Consider the following 19,503-nt stretch of genomic DNA (forward strand, 5'->3'; position numbering starts at 1 on the left):
CACCTCCCGGAGGCCAGCCGGTCACTCCCGGCGGTCTCGACCAGTGCTAGGTTCTCCCTCATGAACTGCCATTCCTGTGAGCAGACTTTGTTGGCTGGTCAGCCCACCAGGCGCGGTGTGCCGCCCCCTATGATGGGGCGTGCGCGTCTCTTCCGACCAGTGAGTCCCATCCCTCCGGGGCTTCCGAGCCTCAGCTCGGAAGCCTTGGCGCAAAGCTAGCGATATGGTCTCCGCCATGCCCTGTCGGGAGAATGCTGGCACCAACGCGTAGCGAACCCCTTCCTCCTCGTCGATCCGCTCGGCCACCCCCCGCTGGTCCAGTAGATCGAACTGCCAAGGCGCCAGCTTCTCAAGCTGGCTTCTGTGGCCGTGCCACTCCACCCCGAGGATGGAGCCGAACCCGTTCTCCTCGATGCTCTCGATGGCCGTCTCGCTGTACATCCCCGCATCCCCGACGAAGATGGCCCGTTCGATGTGGAAGCGCTCCTTGAGCGTCGTCATCTGTGCCTGAACCGTGCTGCGATCGGACGGGGGCTGCCGGCCGCTGGCGGCGCAGGCACGCCTGGATCGCATCGAAGTGCTGGTTGAGCACGTCCATGACGCAGTAGAGCTCCTCCTCGTGGAGGCGCGTGGCCGAGAGGGCTCGGGCGACCACCGTGTCCCCCAGCCGCTCCTTGAGGCTCAGCTTGCTGGCCGGTTCGATCGACGGGATCGATGGGACCGAAACCAGAGGTTTCAATCCACGCGTGCGCGGCAAACACTGTACGTCTCAGATCCCCAGGAATCTCTGCAAGCCATGTTTCAGAAGCGAAGGCACCATGGCAAACGCCAAGAACACACCCAGCAGAGCAATGCTAGCCGGCAGTGCTCGGCTCTCTCTCCGGCGGAGGAGTCCCGCGTGGCACAACCCAATCTGAAGCAACTGCACCCCACGTCCACCCCAGACAAGCAAGCGTCTCGCGCCGGATTGCTCTATGAGTCTCTGACTGGCCTCAAGCAGTGCAACGTACTCCTCAGGAGATCCCAGCGCATCCGGCGCAACAGGTATCTCCGGCGCTAGGATCCAAACGGGAACGAGTGTGGCAGCGCTCCATACTGCAGCTATGAGAAATGTGTTGCCCCAGATCACGAAACTGTTGGTCTCCACTTCCGTAAACAGCGAGACAACGAATCCTCCGACCAACCACGAGAAAAGCACTCCGAGGACTCCACCACCGACGCCGAATACGTACGAAAGCCATGAGGGCAATGGTCCTGCAAACGTCAGATGTCTACTCGCAAGGACACCCGCAGTTCCCTGCAGTATACCTGTGAGCGTCACAATCTGCCACGGCAAGCGCGGCTGCTCAATGGCTCGATAGTAGTATTCCAGCGGCCTAGCAGCCCAGCTCGTCCTCGTCATTGTCATCGCGATGTCCCTCCGCAAGACGCTCCAACCGACGAATGATAGCCTGTGCGTCGTGGATCTCGCCCATCTCAAGAACATGGCCGCGGTGCACCAGAAGTATCACAGATCCAACCCGACTGGCCAGGAAGGGATCGTGGGTCGCGTACAGAACGATCTTGCCGCGTTCGGTCACTGCCTGGATTTCGCGCACCAGCAGTTCCCTGCTTAGGACATCAAGGTGCGCGTCGGGCTCGTCCAGGGCATAGAGGTCCGCGTTACGTGCGAGCGTCAGGGCGATCGCGAGCCGCTGCTGGTTGCCTCGCGAATACTCGCCGGTGGTCTGCTTCCGCAACAGGGTCTCCTGAGGCACCCAGCGCTGCACGACCGCTGCGAAGCGGTCGATGTACCCTTGCTCATGCCACAGGGCCTCCACGAACTCGGCGATCTCCCAACCAGTAAGCCACGACGGCAGTTCCGGTTCGTCGGCCAGGAAGGCGAGCAGGCGTCGATAGGTACTGCCGGTTCGAGAACTCGCGCCCTTAATGCGTATCTCCCCGCGGGCAGGTAGGAGTGTCGCAATCGCTCTCAACAGGGTGGTCTTTCCAGCCCCGTTGGGGCCCAGGAGCGCTCCTACCTGACCGGGTTTCAGGCCAAACGTCACATCCTGCACCCCAGCTCCGCTTTGATACGTGACGCTGATCCCTCGAAGCTCAAGGCTCGCCCCACCCGTATCGCTCAACGAGCCCAATCCTCCAAGAGGGCACCCACAAGAAGTGCTAGCAGCGAAAGACAACCGACACAGACCCACTGCGAGGAGAATCGCCGCTCGCGCTCAGAGTGGAAACCCATGGCAGTAGACCAAAGGCAGCACTCATCAGAATACCAAACACCTCCACGGGCCCGTGCGGTAACATGCGAGGAACCCTGCTTCTCCATGCGAGCGGGGCTGCACGAAATACGATTCCGTGAGCGATTCCCTGCAGCACTAACTCAAAGGGAAGGACTCTGGCCGTCGGGGCCAACAGGAGGCCAATGAACCAACCGATCCCGTAGAGTAGGGCGGCTGTTGCAAGAGCATATCTAAAGGAGTCCGTCGATCCCACCTCCTAACCAAGCACCAAGAAAGACAAGGAGCCACGTTCCCGGGATAGCGACCCACGCCATTACCCACGGCTTCTCACTGGCGAGTGTAAGACCCCACCCTGCAAGCCACATTGCTGGAAGGAGAGAATACAACCACACCCCCGGGAAAGGCGCCAGCAGACATGCGGTGGTGACAAGAAGCACGCCGACTCTGCTGCGCCACACGGTGCGACTCCATTCCTTGACACCCGTGGGCGAGAGCCCGAGATAGCCTGTGGTGAAAGGGACGGGTAACACGAGAAGGTGACGCCATAGAGCGAATGATACGCCCCACGCTGCGAAAAACCAGGCCCAATGCCCCGAGAGGACGCCCTCCCGCCATGGCAAGTACAGCGCACCCAGGACGAATCCGACTGACGTTCCCGCAAACTCGACTCGACGTTGTTCCAGTAGGGGCAGTCGGTGCTCGATCTGGACCACTGCCGGTATGGGTAGGCTACGTCTCGCTGAAGTGAAACGTGGGAACGTTCGACCCGCCAGGCGTATCGTGGTGCCTGCAAGGACACCGAAGAACAGCACGTGGAACAGAGGGGGTAGCTGTAGTAGCATCCACCAAGGATCAAGGGCAGGTCTCAATGCTTCCAGCCCTGCGCGGAGCCCCCTAGGCATGACGGCTTGCACATCCGGCGATGGAGCCGTTGCCCACGAACCTACCAACAAACCCAACGCAGTTGCGAGGCCAAACCCGACCAACCAGTGCCAGCGCCAACGCCCCGCAAGTGGAAGGGCGAACAGCATCGGCAGCCAGAACAACCAAGCCAACGCCCCGAGTGAGAGGTTGAGAGTCAGGGACGGCACCACGACGAGTGGACCCCCAACCGCGACACTGAGTAGCAGCACTGTTGTGAGGCGCTCAAGCGCGAGCAACTGACGCGGTATGGGACTGATCCACAACACCAGCGGAGCTCTCCGGTCAAGTGGAAGCCCCTGCACAAGCTCCTGCAGGAAAACGGTATTGAATGCGAGCCCGAACAAGACCATACCGGCTACCAGCTGGGGACCGTCGTCGGAGCCCTCTCGCAACAAGGTAGAACTGGCTAGCCACATTGCCGTACTGACCACGACAACCCATCCGGCCGACAGCAGAAGCAACAACGCCAGAGCCACCGCCCGGGCGGACGCGTCGGACGGATCTCGGCTGTGGAGGAGGGTCCTCCACAGCCGGACGCGCCATCTTGCCAATGCTCTGAACGCCGGCAGCAGTTCTTGCATCAATAGCTGACAATCTGGCCTACCGACATGGTCCGAGCAAGAAGGAGTATCAACCCAACGTACGGGGCAATGGCTCCTACTTGGATGATCCATTGGATGAGCGTTGGCGAAACCACAATACCGAATCTCGCAAGTAGCAGGGAGACAACCAGGCCCGTGGCAAGGACTACGGGAATGGCCAGACTTCCGACGACTACCAGGACCAGTGATGCGAAGGGGCTGAGCGCGCTGCGCCTAATACTGAGCATTTCCATCACTAACACCTCTTGTCGAGCTGATGTGCTGCAGCCATTCTCGGCACTGATTCCATATCCTCGCAAATGACGATCTCGAAGCACCACTTCTTTCGCGGCCATTTGACACCCAGGAGCTCTCGCGCCGCCAGCACCGGCGTTCTGGGGCCCTTATCAACGCCTCTCGCCGTCCCATGAAGGAATGCCTCTTTCCAGGACGAAGATCCGCCGGGGGCCACGGGTGCCTTCGTGGCCGCGGCTGGGGGGCGCAGCTCTCCCCAGGGCCGTCCGCTCGAAAGCTAGACCGTTCGCATCGCGCCTCGGCCGTTCGGGGCGCCCAAGAAGGAAACAGGAAAGGAAGCGACTCCATGGCGACACCCATCATCCAGCTCGGGCTGGGGCCCATCGGACAGGGCATCGTCCGGCACATCCTGGCTCGCCGGGATTACGACGTGGTGGGGGCGGTCGATCCGGCCCCCGACAAGGCCGGCCGATCCCTGGCCGAGGTCGTGGGGCTGGAGGCGGGCGCCCCGGGTGCCGATGCCGCCCGGTCGGTCACGGTTCGAGCCTCCCTGGACGAGGCCCTGGCTGCGGCCTCGGTGGCCCCCGTCCTGGCGATCCACACCACCAGCTCCTTCCTCTCCCAGGTGACCCCACAGCTCGTGGAGGCTGCCGACCGCGGGCTGAACGTGGTCTCCACGTGCGAGGAGCTCTCGTACCCCTTCCACCACCATCCGGACCAGGCCCGAGCCATCGACGAGGCAGCTCGTCGCGCCGGCGTCAGCGTGCTGGGCACCGGGGTGAACCCCGGCTTCGTGATGGACTTGCTCCCCGTCTGCCTTACGGGGGTCGCGGCGTCGGTCCTGAGCGTCCACGTGGACCGGGTGGTGGACGCGGGCACCCGGCGCGGGCCGCTGAAGAAGAAAGTGGGCGCCGGCATCAGCTTGGAGGAGTTCCACCGGCGGGCCGCCTCGGGCACCTTCGGCCACATCGGGCTCGTGGAGTCCGTGGCCATGGTGGGCGCCGCCCTGGGTTGGACCCTGACCCGCATCACCTCGGACCTGCGCCCCAAGGTGGCCGAGGAGCCCTACGAGAGCCCCGACGTGCGCGTGGCCCCGGGCGACGTGCTCGGCATCGACCAGGTGGCCGCGGGCGTCGACCCCACCGGGGCCGAGCGGATCCGGTTTCACCTGCAGATGTACGTGGGCGCCCCAGACCCCCACGACACCGTCCGCCTGGAGGGCAACCCGCCCTTGGAGCTCACCATCCCCCGAGGGACGCCGGGGGACGTGGCCACCATGGCGGCGGTCATCAACGCCATCCCCCAGGTGATCGAGGCCGCTCCGGGGCTGAGGACGGTGGTGGACCTCCCCGTGCCGCGCTGGCGCCGCCCTTAGGGACCCTACGGCCCGAACTGTCCAACGACCCTTCCCGGCGGAGATGAAGCGGGGAGGGTCTCTTGTCCTGGTGCCTTTGACCCATTGACGCCGGCTGCGGGTGTGGGTAGCCTTGAATGGGATGTAACCGTATTCTTTGTCGCTTTGGAGGTCATGGCCATGCAGCTCTCCCGGCAGGCCGACTACGCCATCCGCTTGCTCTTCGAGCTGGCCGTGCGGCCGGGCGAGGTGCGGGACGTGCGCTCCATCGCCGCCGCGTCCGGCGTGCCCGCCGCCTACGGTGCCAAGCTGATCCAGTCGCTGGCTCGGTCGGGGCTGGTGCGCACCCAGCGGGGCGCCCGGGGCGGCGTCTGGCTTAACCAGAAGCCCGAGGAGGTCACCCTGCAGCAGGTGGTGGAGGCCGTCGAGGGCCCCACCGTCTACGCGCGCTGCCTGCTCTGGCCGCGGGAGTGCCCGGCGGACCGGCCCTGCCCCATGCACGACTTCCTGGACGGGCTCTCCCAGGCGGTGAGCGGCTACCTCTCCTCGGTGCGTCTCTCGGACCTGGTGGAGCAGGCCCGTCGCATCACGGCCGAATACGGGTCCCAGGACAACACCGCAGGGGAGGACGACGCACCGGCCTCCCAGGACTCGGGCGCCTGAAGGCGCCTGGCGCGCGACCATAACCGGAGTTTCAAGTCTTGAAAGACCATAATAGCCTCCCGGGTGATCATCCCCGGGAGGCGGGAGACACGCGGGAGGGGGAAACGCGATGGATCGCTCCAGGCAGGGAACGAAGCTCTCCGAGGGGCGGGAGTCCACCCGCTCGGGGTTCTGGAAGTACGGCCTCATCCTGGCGTTGCTGCTCTCCATGTCGGTGCTGGTCTTCGGCGGGCTGCAAAGCTTCGACAAGGCGGCCCCCGTGCCGGAGCAGGTGGTGGCGCCCGGCGGCCAGGTTCTTTTCACGGCAGACGAGATCTGGGCCGGCCAGGCCCTCTACCAGCAGAACGGCCTGATGGACCTGGGCTCGGTGCTGGGCAACGGCTCCTACCGGGGGCCGGACTTCACCGCCGAGAGCCTGCACCAGATGGTCCTCGGCATGCGGGCGGCCTACGCCCGGCAGCAGCACGGCCTGGCCTACGACCGGCTGGACGAGGCCGCCCAGGCTGCCATCGACGCGCAGGTGGCCCGGGAGCTGAAGGCCAACCGCTACGACGAGGCGACGGGCACCCTCACCCTCACCCCGGGCCAGGTGGCTGCCCTGCAGGACCTGGAGACCTACTGGGACCGCATCCTCACCGAAGGCTCGGACGCCATGGGCATCCGCCCCGGACTCATCCGGGCCACGACGACCGGCGACGGTGAGGGCGTCGTCATCCGGACCACCGGCGAGGCGATCCAGGTCATGAGCCGCTACTTCTTCTGGACCGCCTGGGCGTCGGCCGCTTCCCGGCCCGGCGAGGCTTACTCCTACACCAACAACTGGCCCTACGAGGTCGGGGCGGGGAACGTGGTCACCTGGGGATCCATCTGGTCCAGCGCCCTGAGCGTGGCGCTCCTGGTGCTGCTCACGGCCGGGGTGCTCCTGGTCTTCTTCCGGGGCAGGCTCTCCATGGACGCGGCGGCGAACCCCAACCCTCCCCAACCCCAGCAGCTTCCGGTGACGCCCTCGCAGCGCACCGTGGCCTACTTCATCGCGCTGGTGGCGGGCCTCTTCCTCACCCAGACCCTCTTGGGCGGGTACCTGGCCCACAGCTTCAGCGAGCCCACCTTCTTCGGCCTCGACCTGGAGCCGCTCCTCCCCTTCCAGGTGGCTCGGGGCTGGCACCTGCAGCTCGCCATCTTCTGGATCGCCACCGCCTGGATGGCCGCCGGCCTCTACATTGCGCCGCTGGTGAGCCGCTCGGAGGTGCGCGGGCAGAACCTGCTGGTGAAGATCCTCCTGGGCGCCCTGGTGGTGGTGGCCGTCGGCAGCCTCCTGGGCGAGTGGCTGGGCGTGCAGGGGCGGCTGGGCCGGCTCTGGTGGTGGCTCGGCTTCCAGGGGTGGGAGTACCTGGAGCTCGGTCGGATCTGGCAGGTCCTCCTCATCGCCGGCCTGGGCATCTGGCTCTTCCTGCTCTTCCGGGCCATGCGGCGGGCCCTGGCCCGCGAGGGCGACTGGGGGAGCCTCACCCACCTGCTCCTCTACGCGGCGGTGCTGATCCCGGCCTTCTACAGCTTCGGCCTCTTCAACACCCCCACCACCCACGTGACCCTGGCCGAGTACTGGCGCTGGTTCGTCATCCACCTGTGGGTGGAGGGCATTTTCGAGGTTTTCACCGTGGTGGTGGTGGCCGTGCTCTTCACGGCCATGGGGCTGGTCACCCAGCGTTCGGCGCTGCGGGCCTCCTACTTCCAGCTCATCCTGGTGCTCCCCACGGGGGTCATCGGGACGGCGCACCACTACTACTTCACCGGGATGCCCGAGATCTGGCTCGCCCTGGGCGCCACCTTCTCGGCGCTGGAGGTGATCCCCCTCACGCTGCTGGGGATCGAGGCCTACGAGCAGTACCGGCTCATCCGCAAGTTGGGGAAGCCCTTCGCCTTCCGGGGGAGCTTCTACTTCCTCATGGCCACCGCCTTCTGGAACCTCTTCGGGGCGGGGGTACTGGGCTTTCTCATCAACCTGCCGGTGGTGAACTACTTCGAGCACGGCTCCACCCTCACCACCGCCCACGGCCACGCGGCCCTGGCAGGCGTCTACGGGATGCTGGCGGTCGCGCTCTCCCTCTTCGTGCTGAGGGCGCTCTCCACCGACCGGGGCTGGAGCGAGCGGGCGGTGAAGCTCTCCTTCTGGGGGCTGAACGGCGGGCTCCTGGGGGTGGTGCTGCTCACCCTGGTGCCCGTGGGCCTGGGTCAGCTGGGCGTTGCGGTGCGTGAGGGCTTCTGGGCGGCCCGGAACGGCCTCTTCTACCAAGTGCCCTGGGTGAACGCGCTCCTCTGGCTCCGGATGCTGCCCGACACGGTCTTCATAGTGGCGGGCGTGGTGCCCTTCCTCTACCTGGCGCTGCGGGTGGTCCGGAACCGCCGGGCCGTCACCCTGGCCGAGGCCGAGAGCCTACCCGACGAGCAGGCGGAGGCGGCCGGGCGAACGGCGTAGGGCGCACAGTGCCTGAAGAACGCCTGCCGCTAACCTCCCATGGGGTGGCGCCGCCTCCGGCGGCGTCGCCCTCCCCCACGGAACCCGGGGGTTCATCGCCCCCGGCTTTTCGTTCAGCTGCTGGGGCGCCCGTGCGGCGGCCTGTGCCAACCGAGCTGGACCCCAGACCAAGGTCGCACCTCACCTCCTCCCGCCGTCCGATGGCTCGCCTCCTCCGCAGCGCTAGAGTGCGTCAGAAGGGAGGGATTCGGATGGCCGCTTTCGATCGGACGGATTCCAGCGTGCCTTCCCACCACGGTGTGGTCCTCATCACGGGAGGGAGCAAGGGCCTGGGCCGGGCGCTGGCCGAGGCCTTCGCCGCCCGCGGTGCCTCGCTCGTTCTCTGCGCCCGGGACGAGGCAACGCTTCGGGAGGCGGCGGGCGCCTGCCGCAGCCGTGGTGCGGCCGTCGTCCCCCTGGCCGGGGACGTGGCCGACGATGCCTTCCGCCGCCGGCTGGCGGGGGAGGCGGGCCGCGCCTTCGGTCGGATCGACCTGCTGATCAACAACGCCTCCACCCTGGGGCCGACGCCCCTGCCTCCCCTGCTGCAGGCGTCCCCCGAAGCGCTCCACCGGGCGTACGAGGTGAACCTGGTGGCGCCCTTGCGGCTGGTGACCCAGACGCTCCCGTGGCTGGGGCGCTCCGCGGGCCCAACGGTGGTGAACGTGACCTCGGACGCCGCGCTGGGCGGCTACCCGGGGTGGGGTGTCTACGGAGCCAGCAAGGCGGCGCTGGAGCTGGCCTCCCGCACCCTGGCCGGCGAGCTCGCCGGCCTGCAACCGCCCGTCGCCGTCTGCTGGGTGGACCCGGGCGACATGGACACCGAGATGCACCGGGCCGCCGAGCCGGACGCGGACCCGGCCTCCTGGCCGACCCCAGAGAGAGTGGTGCCCTTCTTCCTCTGGCTGGCCGACCAGCCCTACGACGCGGTCAACGGCCGCCGCTTCGAGGTCCGCCGGTGGCTCGAGGAGAGGGGGGCGTGACGGTGCTCACCGCTCGCCTCGACTTCCATCTGCCTGAAAGCCTCTTCGCCGCCCGGCCGCCCGAGGCGCGAGGCCTCGCACGGGATCAGGTGCAGCTCCTGGTACTGGATGCCGGCCGCCGGTCGTGGCAGCATGCGCGCTTCACGGACCTGCCCGCATTCCTGCACCCGGGCGACCTCCTGGTGGTGAACGCCTCGCAGGCCATCGCCGCCTCGCTCCCGGCCCGGCACGGGTCCGGCCCGCACACCGGCCTCCCTTTCCGGATCCACCTCTCCACACCCCTGCCGCCGTGGGAGGCCCAGACCCACGGCCTACCGAGCCGAGAAGCCTGGATCGTCGAGCCGCGCACCGCCCGGGGGATCCCAGGGGAGCCGATCGCACCCGGTGAGGAGGTGGACATCCCCGGTCCCAAGGGAGGGGCCCTCGCCCGAGTCCGCTTCGTGGCCCCCTACCGCAGCTTCGCCCGGCTGTGGGTGGCCGGGGCGGGTGCCCAGGAAGCCCTGTTGGAGGTGGCCGCCCGGGTGGGTGAGCCAATCCGCTACCCCTACCTGGAGGGCCGCTACCCTATCCGCACCTACCAGACCGTTTACGGCGACGTCCCCGGCTCGGCCGAGATGCCATCGGCCGGGCGGCCCTTCAGCCGGCGAACTCTCCAGCGCCTCCGAGCCCAGGGAGTAGAGGTCGCTCGCATCGTCCTCCACACGGGCGTATCCAGCCACGAGATCGAGACGCCCCTGGTGGACGAGCAGCCCACCTACCCCGAACCCTTCGAGGTGCCCCCGGCGACGGCGGCAGCGGTGAACAGCGCCCGGCAACGCGGCGGCAGGGTGATCGCGGTGGGCACCACGGTCGTGCGGGCCCTGGAGAGCTGCGCGAGCGCGGACAGCTCCGTCCGCCCCGCCCGGGGGTTCACCGACCTCTTCGTGAGCCCCGCTCGGCCGGTCCGATCGGTGGACGGCCTCCTCACGGGCGTCCACGCCCCCCGCTCCAGCCACCTGGCCATGCTGTCGGCCCTGGTGGACCCAGAACTGCTCCTGGCCTCCTACGAGGACGCGAAAAGCCGAGGCTACCTCTGGCACGAGTTCGGCGACAGCAACCTCATCCTCCGCTGAGCCGGCGTGTACGGGTCAACCAGGGCGCCTGCTCCAGCTCGCCCGAGCCTGATCGATGAGCCCGGTCCTGGTCGTCTTGGGCGCAGGGTACGGGTCCTCACCAAGGGACGCTATCGCTTCAGTCAACGCCCTTGCTGCTTTCGGATCATCGGGGTGCGGTCTTGCCCCGGTCCTACGCCCGCCACGTGACCTGGATCCGGTGGAGGCCCGTGGCCCCCTCGGGGAGGGGGTTCGAAGATGTTTCCTCTTGCCGCTCGCCCCGCCCGTCATAGGCCCGCACCGCCAGGGTGTAGCGGCCCGGCTCGGCAGGCTGCCACTCGATGAGCCAGCGCACCCACGTGAGGCCGGTCGGCACCGGCTCCAGCTCGGCCTCCCGCCAGGTGGCCCCGCCGTCGAAGCTCACCTCCACCCGGGAGATGCCGCGGTCGCCGGCGAAGGCGATCCCCGCCGCGTAGACGGGCCCGGGGCCCACCGTCTGCCCGTTTCGGGGCACGTCGATGCGGGAGAGGGTACGGGTGACGGCCGTGTCGCTCCAGCCGCGCACCTCCCAGTAGCCCTTGTAGTCCTCGTTGACGGCTTCGATGCGGGTGATCCACTTGACGTTCTTCATGCCGTAGATGCCCGGCACGATCAGCCGGGCAGGGAAGCCGTGATCCGGCGGGAGGCGCTCCCCGTTCATCTCCCAGGCCAGGAGGGTCTCGGGATGGAGCGCCTTCTCGAGCGGGATGCTGTCGGTGTAGCCGTCGGCCGCCTCGAAGCGGAGGTCCACCACGCCGGGCCGGAGGCGGGCGCGCTCCAGCAGGCTCCGAAGCGGCACACCCCCCCACCGGGCGTTACCGATGAGGTCGCCTCCGATGGGGTTGCTGATGCACGACAGGGTGGTGAAGGGCTCCACCTGAGCCTCCAGCCCGGCCAGATCCTCGTGGCGCAGCTCCAGCGGCCGCTCCACGTTGCCGTCGATCCTGAGGCGCCAGTCTCTGGCCGAGACCCGGGGATCGAACAGGTTCTTGCTCACGCGGTAGAAGTCCCGGTTGGGCGTGATCCAGGGCACCGCGCCCCGGAGCCCATCGATCCGGGCGGTGATCTCCCCCGCCCCCTGCCGGGCCGCCTGCGCGACGGCCCGCACCGCCCGCGCCAGGGGACATGTCACCGCGCCCACCGCCGCCACCACGGCCACCGCCAGCAGGCGTCGACGACCGGCGTCGACGACCAAGGGATCCTGGGAGTCAGCGTCGTTCCCGCGGGCCGCTCCGGCCTGGACCGGACGTGGCGGCCCGGGTAGAAGCGTCCGTGCGGCACAGACGTACAGGGCGCTGGACAGGAGGTAGACCCCTGCGGCGTGGGTCCACGGGGCCAGGCCGGAGAGGAAACCCACGTGGGCAGCAGCTCCGGCCAGGATCCACAGCACGGCCGTCCGGTCACCGGCCCGCCTTACCCACGGCGCCGCCAGGGCGCCCGCCATCAGGTAGAAGGCAACGCTGCCGCCGAAGGCGCCCCACTTGGCCAGCTCACCCAGGCGCTGAACGAAGAACCTGAAGACCTCCAGCGGGACCCACCGGAACAGGTGCTGCGCCACCTCCTCGGGTGCGAGGGGAGTACCCAGGGTGAACCGAAGCGCCGCCTGCAGGGCAGCCGCCAGAAATGCAGCCAGGACGCCCGCCATCCACGCCTGGGCGGGAGGCCCACCTGGCCCACCCGCCTCAGCCCATCGAACCCTCCGGAGGCTCGCTCCTGCTCGGGAACCCATGCCTTCGACCTCCTCGTCGTCCCTCGGGGCCGACCGAGGCGACGCACCCTCCCGTAGCTGCGCTGCCGGAGCTGCCGTACGCAGCCTCCCCTGACGTATGCGCTCGTCGCGCCCTTCTGGATGGATCCTCTCCCGGACACCTACCCTGCCAGTGCTCGCGGCCGCCGCCCCGCTGGAGCAGTGCGTTCCGGACGATGGTAGGGCAGGAGGCGATGTCGCTCCTGCGCACGAGTCCTTTCAGGCATTTTAACGACTCCTGACGTCTTCGGGTAGGCCGGTGGCGCCATGGGCGCGCGGACCTTGATCGGGGAAGAAAAGCATATCCCTGGCTTCGGCGTGGGCGCGCGCCTAGGACTTGTCATTTCCCAGGAAATGATTCGCTTCCGGCCACCGGTTGAGGCTGGGGTTGCCGGAGACCCGTCGAGCCGGGTCACTCCAGGACGATGACGGGTGTCCCCACGCCGGTGTAGTCGTAGATCTCCTCCACGTCCCGGGTGACGTCTCCAGCGTGCTGTAAAAAGTGAGGGACCTGGGTTATCCTGGTAGCAGCGGTAGCAAGCCAGGAAAGGAGACCCAAGTCCCTATGAAGAGGATACCACCGTCTCGTCAGCTTGGCCAGCAGATCCAGGAGCTTCTGGAGCACGGGTTGCCCGAAGGGGACGGCGGTTCGCTCCTGGGCGAGATCGCTCGGCTCGGCATGAGGAGGCTGATCCAGGAGGCGCTGGAAGAGGAGGTCGGCCGGTTTCTCGGGCGAGAGCACTACCAGCGCCGAGCTGCCGGGGAGCCGCTCCGGGGGCACCGGAACGGGTATCGCACCAAGGGCTTCGCGACGGCGGAGGGTGAGATTCCGGTGGCCGTGCCGCAGGTGAGAGAGACGCAGGAGCCCTTTGTCTCGCAGCTGCTGGGGATGCTGGCAGGGCGAACCGACGAGCTGGAGCGGCTGACGGCCGAGATGTACGCCCGGGGGCTCTCCACCCGAGACATCGAGGAGGCCTTCACCGGTGAGGACGGCGGACGCCTGCTCACCCGGACGGAGGTGAGCAGGATCACCGAGGCGCTCTGGGAGGAGTACGAGACCTTCCGAAGTCGCAGCTTGGCGGAGCTCGATGTGGTCTACCTCTTCCTGGACGCGGTCTTCGAGCCGCTCAGGCGAACGGGGACCACCCGGGAAGGCATCCTCTGCGCCTGGGGGATCACCGTTGAGGGCCGGCGGGTGTTGCTCCACCTGGCGTTGGGCAACAAGGAGAGCTACGAAAACTGGCTCGAGTTCCTCCGGGACATGGTGGGCCGGGGGCTCGGCACGCCGCTTACAGTGACGACCGACGGGGCGCCCGGGCTCATCCAGGCCGTGGAAGCCATGTGGCCCAAGAGCCTCCGGGTGCGCTGCTGGGCGCACAAAGCTCGCAACGTCCTCGACAAGGTCCCGGAGGAGATGCGTGCCGAGGTGAAGGCCTACCTGGCTGCGGTACGGGAGGCTCCCACGCCTGCCGACGGCAAGGAAGCGGCCCGCCGCTTCGTGGAGCGGTTCGAGCGGGACTATCCTTCGGCGGTGCGGAGCTTCACCGACGATCTGGAGGCGAGCCTCAACCACCTCAAGGTCCCCCTGGCGCACCGGAAGTACGTGCGAACGACGAACCTGATCGAGCGGAGCTTCGAGGAGGAGCGACGACGCACGAAGGTGCTCCCCCGGTTCTGGACCGAGCACAGCGCCCTCAAGCTGGTCTTCGCAACGCTGCAGAGGGCCACGAAGCGCTGGCAGCGGGTGCGGATCACCGAGCTCGAGGGCAAGCAGATCGCAGCTCTTCGCCGAGAGCTCGGCCTGGATCCCGATCCGGGGCCTGGGCGAAAGAGCGAGGAATCCGTTGAGAAAACGACGCACGCTGCGTGAGGACCAGGTCCTCACATTTTACAGCAGCTAGGGGACATGACCACGTCCCGGTTAGCGTTCTTACCGACTGGGACGCGCCCTAGAACAGGAATGCAAGACCGACGCGCGCCCGCAAGCCGGAGAAGTCGAAGACGAAAGGATCGCCGTCTGCATCAGTGATGTAGTCAGTCTGGTCCTCGCCGGTCTTCCTGTCGGTCCAGCTCACGTCCTCGAAACGGAGCATCTGATAGCCGACACCCAGGTCCAGTGATGCGGATGTACCCATGGAGACGGTCACACCCACGCTCCTCTCGTATCCGAGGGCCTGGGCGGATCCATCAAAGGCCTCAGAGTATGAATACGTGTCATCCCATGCATCCCAGTAGGCATACTCGGAGCCGCGGTAATTGCCGTAATGATCGTAGTAGCAATAGTAGTAATCCGCCATGTGGCTCCAGCTGTAAGCTGTGCTATTCTGCGTTGAAGCGGAGAGCCAGTAGTAACCAATACCCCAAGATAGCCGGACTCGAACACCACCTTCGCCGAGTCTCAGGCCAGCCTGTACGACGGGGCCCAATGCCTGCTGGGAGATGCCCATGCTCATGTCTTCCGAGCCCGACACGAAGTCGTCGGCATAGGTGTCTCGCCACCCGTAGGTATATGTCCCATCCGGCAGTTGCCAATATCCGTACTCATGTGCTGTGGTATACGACCTTCTTAGGCCATCCGTTGAGATTGATAGGCTGGCCTCACTATCATTGGGCTTGAGATACCTGACTCCCATTGCTACGAAGAAGGGCTGACCATCCAATGTAAGATTCGCTTCTCCCGAAAAGCCGGCATCAATACTCTCAGCCGGAATTCTCGATGTGTCGTAGTCTTCGTCGGCCGCCGTAGACGCTACCATCTTGGCATAGTCATTGTACCAGTCGATGAACTCGTTCCATTGATCCATGGCGACCAAAGCGTAGCCACCGATGAGCTGAAACCCTGTCCTGCTGCTGGCTGTTCCTCGTGTTGGGCCCTCGCGTTCCAGCACACGTTCTGGCGGGATAAGACGTGCCGGCTCCAGCAGCACGTCCAGAGTCTGGTCGCCGCCAAAGATCTGGATGTTCTGCGTGTAGTTGCGATAACCGGGTGCGCTCGCGATCAAGGTGGTTGCCCCAACGGGGACGCCGGCGAAGACGAACACCCCCGCATCATCCGCCACGGCTGTCATGCCGCAAGCGGTGAGACGAAGCCGTGCTCGCGGAAGTGGTTCGCCTGTTTCCGCGTCCACTACACGTCCACGGAGAGTGCCAAGCTGCACATCCTGACCCTGGGCTGCGACCCTGTGCACACTCGGGCTCCATGTCGACAGGAGTACGAATAGCGCTGTACCCAGCAGGGCAACCCTAATGAAGAGCCGAGGTACGTGGGACCGTCGCGGATCATAGCGCACTAGTCTTCAACCCTGTCCTTTGGGGATCGTCTTGATGATAGACCTGGACGTTATCCGGGCACGGGCGCAAAGACGCCGCCCCCGTGTATGGCTATCGGACATGCTTCTATGTCCTTGAGAGCCTTGTTTCTAGTCCCTTGGTCATTCAAACTGTGAAGATCGACCACGGTGACTCCCTGCGGGGGGCAGGCCTGATGGTCCTCCTGCTCTTCTGGGAGAAGCTCGGCATGGATCAGGTGCTGCAGGACCTCACCCCCGCGCAGCGCCAGTCGACCCTGGCCATGGTCCTCCAGCGAATCGTCGATCCGGGCAGCAAGCTGAGCCTCAAGGAGCGGCTGGCCAACACGGTCATCGCCCGACCCTTCTCGGCCACGCGGCTCGATGAGGACAAGCTCTACGACTCATGGACGTCCTGCACCAGCACTTCGATGGAATCCAGGGCCGCCTGCGCATGCGCCGGGCGGCAGCTCCGTCGCTCTGCCTCTACGACGTGACGAGCACCTACTTCGAGGGGACCAAGGCCGAGGAAGGCGCCTACGGACACTCCCGCGACAAGCGCTGGGGCCGGTATCAGATCGTGATCGGCCTGGTCTGCGACGAAGAAGGGGTGCCGCTGGCTATCGAGGTGTGGCCGGGGAACACGGCCAATCGCAGCACGATCCAGGCGCAGGTGAAGGCGCTCAAGGAGCGCTTCCAGATCGAGCGGGCGATCTTCGTCGGGGATGCGGGGATGTTGTAGATGTCAACCCCCAGCGGGGTCTGCTGCGGCGGCGTCTCCATACGGCTCACGGCCTGGACGATTGCCTCTCGGGCGCCGGAATCGATCAGCCCCGCTCGCCGGCCCTGGTCTGCTTCCTCCGCCTTGGGATAACTCAACCGCACCCACCTGGATCCGAGGTAACACTGGGCACCGGTGGAGGGAAAGGGTATGATCCAGCTTGTCCACCACCACAACCACCGTGAGACGCGGGATCGGTGCCGGAATCCGCTTCTTGGCCAGGATAGTGGCCAGGGGCCGCTTCTCGGGGAGCATCCGAGAGATGGCGCCCAGGGTCTACCTGCCGACGACTCCGTCGGGTACGAGCTCGCGGCTGGCATGAAAGCTCGTGCCAGGCGCTGAGCCTCCTCGGCCTCTTGGGCACCCGTCCCTGGCCACCCGGTAGGTGATTGACGACGGCTTCCTCAAGCAAGTACATCCCGTTCTGACTCCGGGGCCTGGCGGCCCGCACTACCAGGGCTCCGTTTACAAACTGAAACCAGAGGCTAAGGAATATGAGACGGGCGTGGCCAAATAACGTGATCCGCGACAGGAGAAGGGCCTGAGCCGGCCAGTCAAGGCCGCTTCTTTATCGCTCTATTGTTCAGGTCGACGCCGTCCTGCTGCACGAAGAGGCCGTGCATGCGACCGTAGCCCTCGGGCACGGCGAAGGGAATCTGTCGGGGTCCAGGAGCGCATAGCGTTACTACTGCCCCCGATTAGCACCTGCAGCTCGGCCTGACGGGCACCCCGCCAGCTTCAGCCGGCCTCGCATACGGCGAGGTCGTCACACCTACGCGCATTCGAAGCTGGGGTTCGATCGGAGCCGCACTGCTCTTCATTCCGTCGAACCGGGAGCCGCGTCTGCGACCGGCGCGGATCGCAGTTCTGCAGCCCACCGTTCTCGACGAACGATGGCATCGTGACGGGTCAGCGTCGCGAGCGCCCGGTGATAGATGGGAGCATCGACCATCCGCCCTTCGACGGAAATGGCACCCCGACCCTCCGCGGTGGCGCGCTCGTACTCCGAGACGATCAGCCGCGCTTGAGCGATTTCGCTCTCGGACGGCCCAAACTCCTCGTTGAGCACCAAGACCTGACTTGGATGAATGGCGCTCGCCCCAACGAATCCGAGTCTCCGCGAGCGACGGATGCTCTGACGGAAGGCATCCAGGTCCCGGTAATCCGCGACCGTTCCGACGAAACCGAGTGGCATCACACGTGCGGAGCGGGCCGCGAAGACCACCTGCAGTTTGGGGTAAAGCAGACCCTCGGGTTCAGGGAGCATTCCTGTGGATGAAGCAAAGTCCTCCGCGCCGAGCGTAAGCGCGACGACCCGTGGAGAGGACGAGGCAATCTCCTGCATCCGAAAGAAGGCGCTCGCCGTCTCTACCATCGTAATGAATGCGATCGAGCCGACCTCAAGACCGCGCTCGCGCTCCAGCTCGGAAACGACCTCGTCGATCATTCGCACGTGGTCGGCGCTCTCCACCTTAGGAAGGGCGAAAGCGTTCACCCCGGGCATGACGCATGCCTCAAGATCGGCAACGGCCAGCCGCCAGGGGCGGTTGATGCGGATGACCACATCAGCCCCTCCTCGGCTCACCTTGGCCACGGCGTCCGGGACGCGCGATCTGGCTTCCGCCTTCTCGCTTGGCGAAACGCTGTCCTCGAGGTCGAGCTGTATGGCGTCTGCGCCGCGTGTGTGCGCTTTCTCCACGAAACGGTCCACCGTTACCGGCACGTAGAGGAGAGACCGCCAAACTGGCAGATCTCGGACGGACGTCCTGCTGCTCATCTTGTCCACACCTTCCCTTTTCCGCTAGATCACCTGCTCGCTTGCGAGCTGCTCCAGCTCGTCGGGTCGCAGGCCCACTTCCGTCAGAACCTCCTCGTTGTGTCGACCCAGGTCAGGACCCGGCCAGGCGATGGAGCCGGGGGTACGGGAGAACCGCGGGACTACAGCATGCATCAGCACGGATCCTGGGTCCTCGCCTCCATCGAGATCCGCGACCTCCACGACGACGCCCCGCTCCCGAATGTGCGCATCGCCGAGCAGGTCTCGGATGTCGTAGACCGGCGCCACCGAGACGCCCGCCGCCTGCAGCTCTCGAAGGTTCTCTTCAAGGGTTCGCTCCGAAAACCTGGCCTGCAGGATGGCATCCAGCTCTTCGACGTGGGCCACCCGGTCTGAATTGGTCCGAAAGCGCGGATCGGAGATGAGTTCGGCACAGTCGAGGGCTCGGAAGAGGCGCTCGGTCATGACCTGAGTCGAGGCCGAGAGCGCCATCCAACGTCCATCTTTCGTCCGGTAGACGTTTCGAGGAGCCGTCGTGTTCGATCGACTTCCCACGCGTTTCGGCACCTCGCCTGTCAACTGAAAGCTTGCAGCCAGCGGGCCCAGGATAGACAGGAGGGGTTCCAGGAGAGACAAATCGACGACCTGGCCACCCCCTCCTTCCACCTCCACATGCCGCAAAGCAGCCAGCGTGGCCATGGCCCCATAGGTCCCTGCTACCATGTCGGCCAGGGAGAGAGGGGGCAGCAAGGGCTCCCGGTCCTCGAAACCGTTCATGGCGGCAAACCCTGACATGGCCTCAACCAACGTGCCAAAGCCGGGCTTTGGGGCGTACGGCCCTGTCTGGCCCCATCCCGAAAGCCGGACGATGACCAGCCGTGGATTGCGCCCCAGCAGCGTAGCCGGCCCAAGTCCCATCTGTTCGAGCGTTCCCGGCTTGAAGTTCTCCACAAAGATAGAGGCGGTCTCCAGCAATTTGAGAAGGATCTCCCGAGCCCTGGGATCTTTGAGGTTGAGAGTGATGCTCCGCTTGCCGCGCCCGTAGACCTTCCAGTTTAGGCTGACGCCTTTCACCTTCCAGTCTCGCAAGGGATCCCCGCGTCCGGGCTGCTCCACTTTGATGACGTCGGCGCCAAGGTCGGCAAGCAGGACGGTGAGCTGGTTGCCGGCCACCAGGCGAGAGGTATCGACCACGCGCACCCCGTGGAGCGGCCCCGCCTTCTGAGCAGTCGAGGTTCCATGAGGGATCGTTTGGGGCTCCATCGTCTC

15 protein-coding genes are annotated in these 19,503 nt (G+C 66.1%); 8 read left to right on the forward strand and 7 right to left on the reverse strand.

Features of this window, described 5'->3' with window-relative positions; translation table 11 throughout:
- Positions 1-21 precede the first annotated feature (21 nt).
- From LIP_RS12865 to LIP_RS18005, 3 genes are all read right to left on the reverse strand, one after another.
- Positions 22-501 carry a hypothetical protein gene (locus LIP_RS12865; protein WP_068139134.1) on the reverse strand — a complete coding sequence of 160 codons (480 nt, stop codon included), beginning with the start codon at positions 499-501 and terminating at the stop codon, positions 22-24.
- Positions 502-769: 268 nt separating this feature from the next.
- A complete protein-coding gene (locus LIP_RS18625; protein ID WP_144440484.1) occupies positions 770-1,408 on the reverse strand; it encodes a hypothetical protein in 639 nt (212 codons plus the stop codon).
- Positions 1,377-2,126 carry an ABC transporter ATP-binding protein gene (locus LIP_RS18005; RefSeq protein ID WP_158509682.1) on the reverse strand — a complete coding sequence of 250 codons (750 nt, stop codon included), beginning with the start codon at positions 2,124-2,126 and terminating at the stop codon, positions 1,377-1,379. The genes LIP_RS18625 and LIP_RS18005 overlap by 32 nt, the downstream gene beginning before the upstream one ends.
- 2,217 nt (positions 2,127-4,343) lie before the next feature.
- Here LIP_RS18005 and LIP_RS12880 point away from each other — a divergent pair.
- The 5 genes from LIP_RS12880 (at position 4,344) to LIP_RS12900 (ending at position 10,624) form a co-directional block, all read left to right on the forward strand.
- Complete coding sequence (locus LIP_RS12880) at positions 4,344-5,372, forward strand: NAD(P)H-dependent amine dehydrogenase family protein (RefSeq protein WP_068139144.1); 1,029 nt, start codon at positions 4,344-4,346, stop codon at positions 5,370-5,372.
- Between the two features lie 159 nt (positions 5,373-5,531).
- The gene (locus LIP_RS12885; protein WP_068139147.1) at positions 5,532-6,014 is read left to right on the forward strand and encodes an RrF2 family transcriptional regulator; all 483 of its coding nucleotides are present in this window, start codon (positions 5,532-5,534) and stop codon (positions 6,012-6,014) included.
- Positions 6,015-6,123: 109 nt separating this feature from the next.
- Positions 6,124-8,490 carry a nitric-oxide reductase large subunit gene (locus tag LIP_RS12890; RefSeq protein ID WP_068139150.1) on the forward strand — a complete coding sequence of 789 codons (2,367 nt, stop codon included), beginning with the start codon at positions 6,124-6,126 and terminating at the stop codon, positions 8,488-8,490.
- 251 nt (positions 8,491-8,741) lie between these two features.
- Complete coding sequence (locus tag LIP_RS12895; RefSeq protein ID WP_082726305.1) at positions 8,742-9,512, forward strand: SDR family NAD(P)-dependent oxidoreductase; 771 nt, start codon at positions 8,742-8,744, stop codon at positions 9,510-9,512.
- The gene (locus LIP_RS12900) at positions 9,509-10,624 is read left to right on the forward strand and encodes an S-adenosylmethionine:tRNA ribosyltransferase-isomerase (RefSeq protein ID WP_068139153.1); all 1,116 of its coding nucleotides are present in this window, start codon (positions 9,509-9,511) and stop codon (positions 10,622-10,624) included. The genes LIP_RS12895 and LIP_RS12900 overlap by 4 nt, the downstream gene beginning before the upstream one ends.
- Before the next feature lie 172 nt (positions 10,625-10,796).
- On the opposite strand, the gene LIP_RS12905 is transcribed toward LIP_RS12900, so the two are convergent.
- The gene (locus tag LIP_RS12905) at positions 10,797-12,371 is read right to left on the reverse strand and encodes a molybdopterin-dependent oxidoreductase (RefSeq protein ID WP_082726306.1); all 1,575 of its coding nucleotides are present in this window, start codon (positions 12,369-12,371) and stop codon (positions 10,797-10,799) included.
- A 583-nt stretch (positions 12,372-12,954) separates the two neighbouring features.
- Between LIP_RS12905 and LIP_RS12910 the strand changes: the two genes are divergently transcribed.
- On the forward strand, positions 12,955-14,259 hold the full coding sequence (locus LIP_RS12910) for an IS256 family transposase (RefSeq protein ID WP_068139159.1): 1,305 nt from the start codon (positions 12,955-12,957) through the stop codon (positions 14,257-14,259).
- A 79-nt stretch (positions 14,260-14,338) separates the two neighbouring features.
- Here the strand turns inward: LIP_RS12910 and LIP_RS18010 are convergent, their stop codons facing one another.
- On the reverse strand, positions 14,339-15,679 hold the full coding sequence (locus LIP_RS18010; RefSeq protein ID WP_082726307.1) for a carboxypeptidase-like regulatory domain-containing protein: 1,341 nt from the start codon (positions 15,677-15,679) through the stop codon (positions 14,339-14,341).
- A gap of 194 nt (positions 15,680-15,873) precedes the next feature.
- Between LIP_RS18010 and LIP_RS12920 the strand changes: the two genes are divergently transcribed.
- On the forward strand, positions 15,874-16,173 hold the full coding sequence (locus LIP_RS12920; protein ID WP_144440485.1) for a hypothetical protein: 300 nt from the start codon (positions 15,874-15,876) through the stop codon (positions 16,171-16,173).
- Positions 16,083-16,418 (forward strand): IS1634 family transposase, encoded by a 336-nt coding sequence (locus tag LIP_RS12925; RefSeq protein ID WP_144440486.1) that lies wholly within the window; start codon positions 16,083-16,085, stop codon positions 16,416-16,418. The genes LIP_RS12920 and LIP_RS12925 overlap by 91 nt, the downstream gene beginning before the upstream one ends.
- A gap of 856 nt (positions 16,419-17,274) precedes the next feature.
- Here the strand turns inward: LIP_RS12925 and LIP_RS12930 are convergent.
- Together LIP_RS12930 and LIP_RS12935 are read right to left on the reverse strand one after the other, a co-directional pair.
- On the reverse strand, positions 17,275-18,234 hold the full coding sequence (locus LIP_RS12930; RefSeq protein WP_082726650.1) for an HpcH/HpaI aldolase/citrate lyase family protein: 960 nt from the start codon (positions 18,232-18,234) through the stop codon (positions 17,275-17,277).
- A gap of 24 nt (positions 18,235-18,258) precedes the next feature.
- Complete coding sequence (locus LIP_RS12935) at positions 18,259-19,497, reverse strand: CaiB/BaiF CoA transferase family protein (RefSeq protein ID WP_068139171.1); 1,239 nt, start codon at positions 19,495-19,497, stop codon at positions 18,259-18,261.
- Positions 19,498-19,503: the final 6 nt, after the last annotated feature.

Source organism: Limnochorda pilosa (genome assembly GCF_001544015.1).
Lineage (GTDB): Bacteria > Bacillota > Limnochordia > Limnochordales > Limnochordaceae > Limnochorda > Limnochorda pilosa.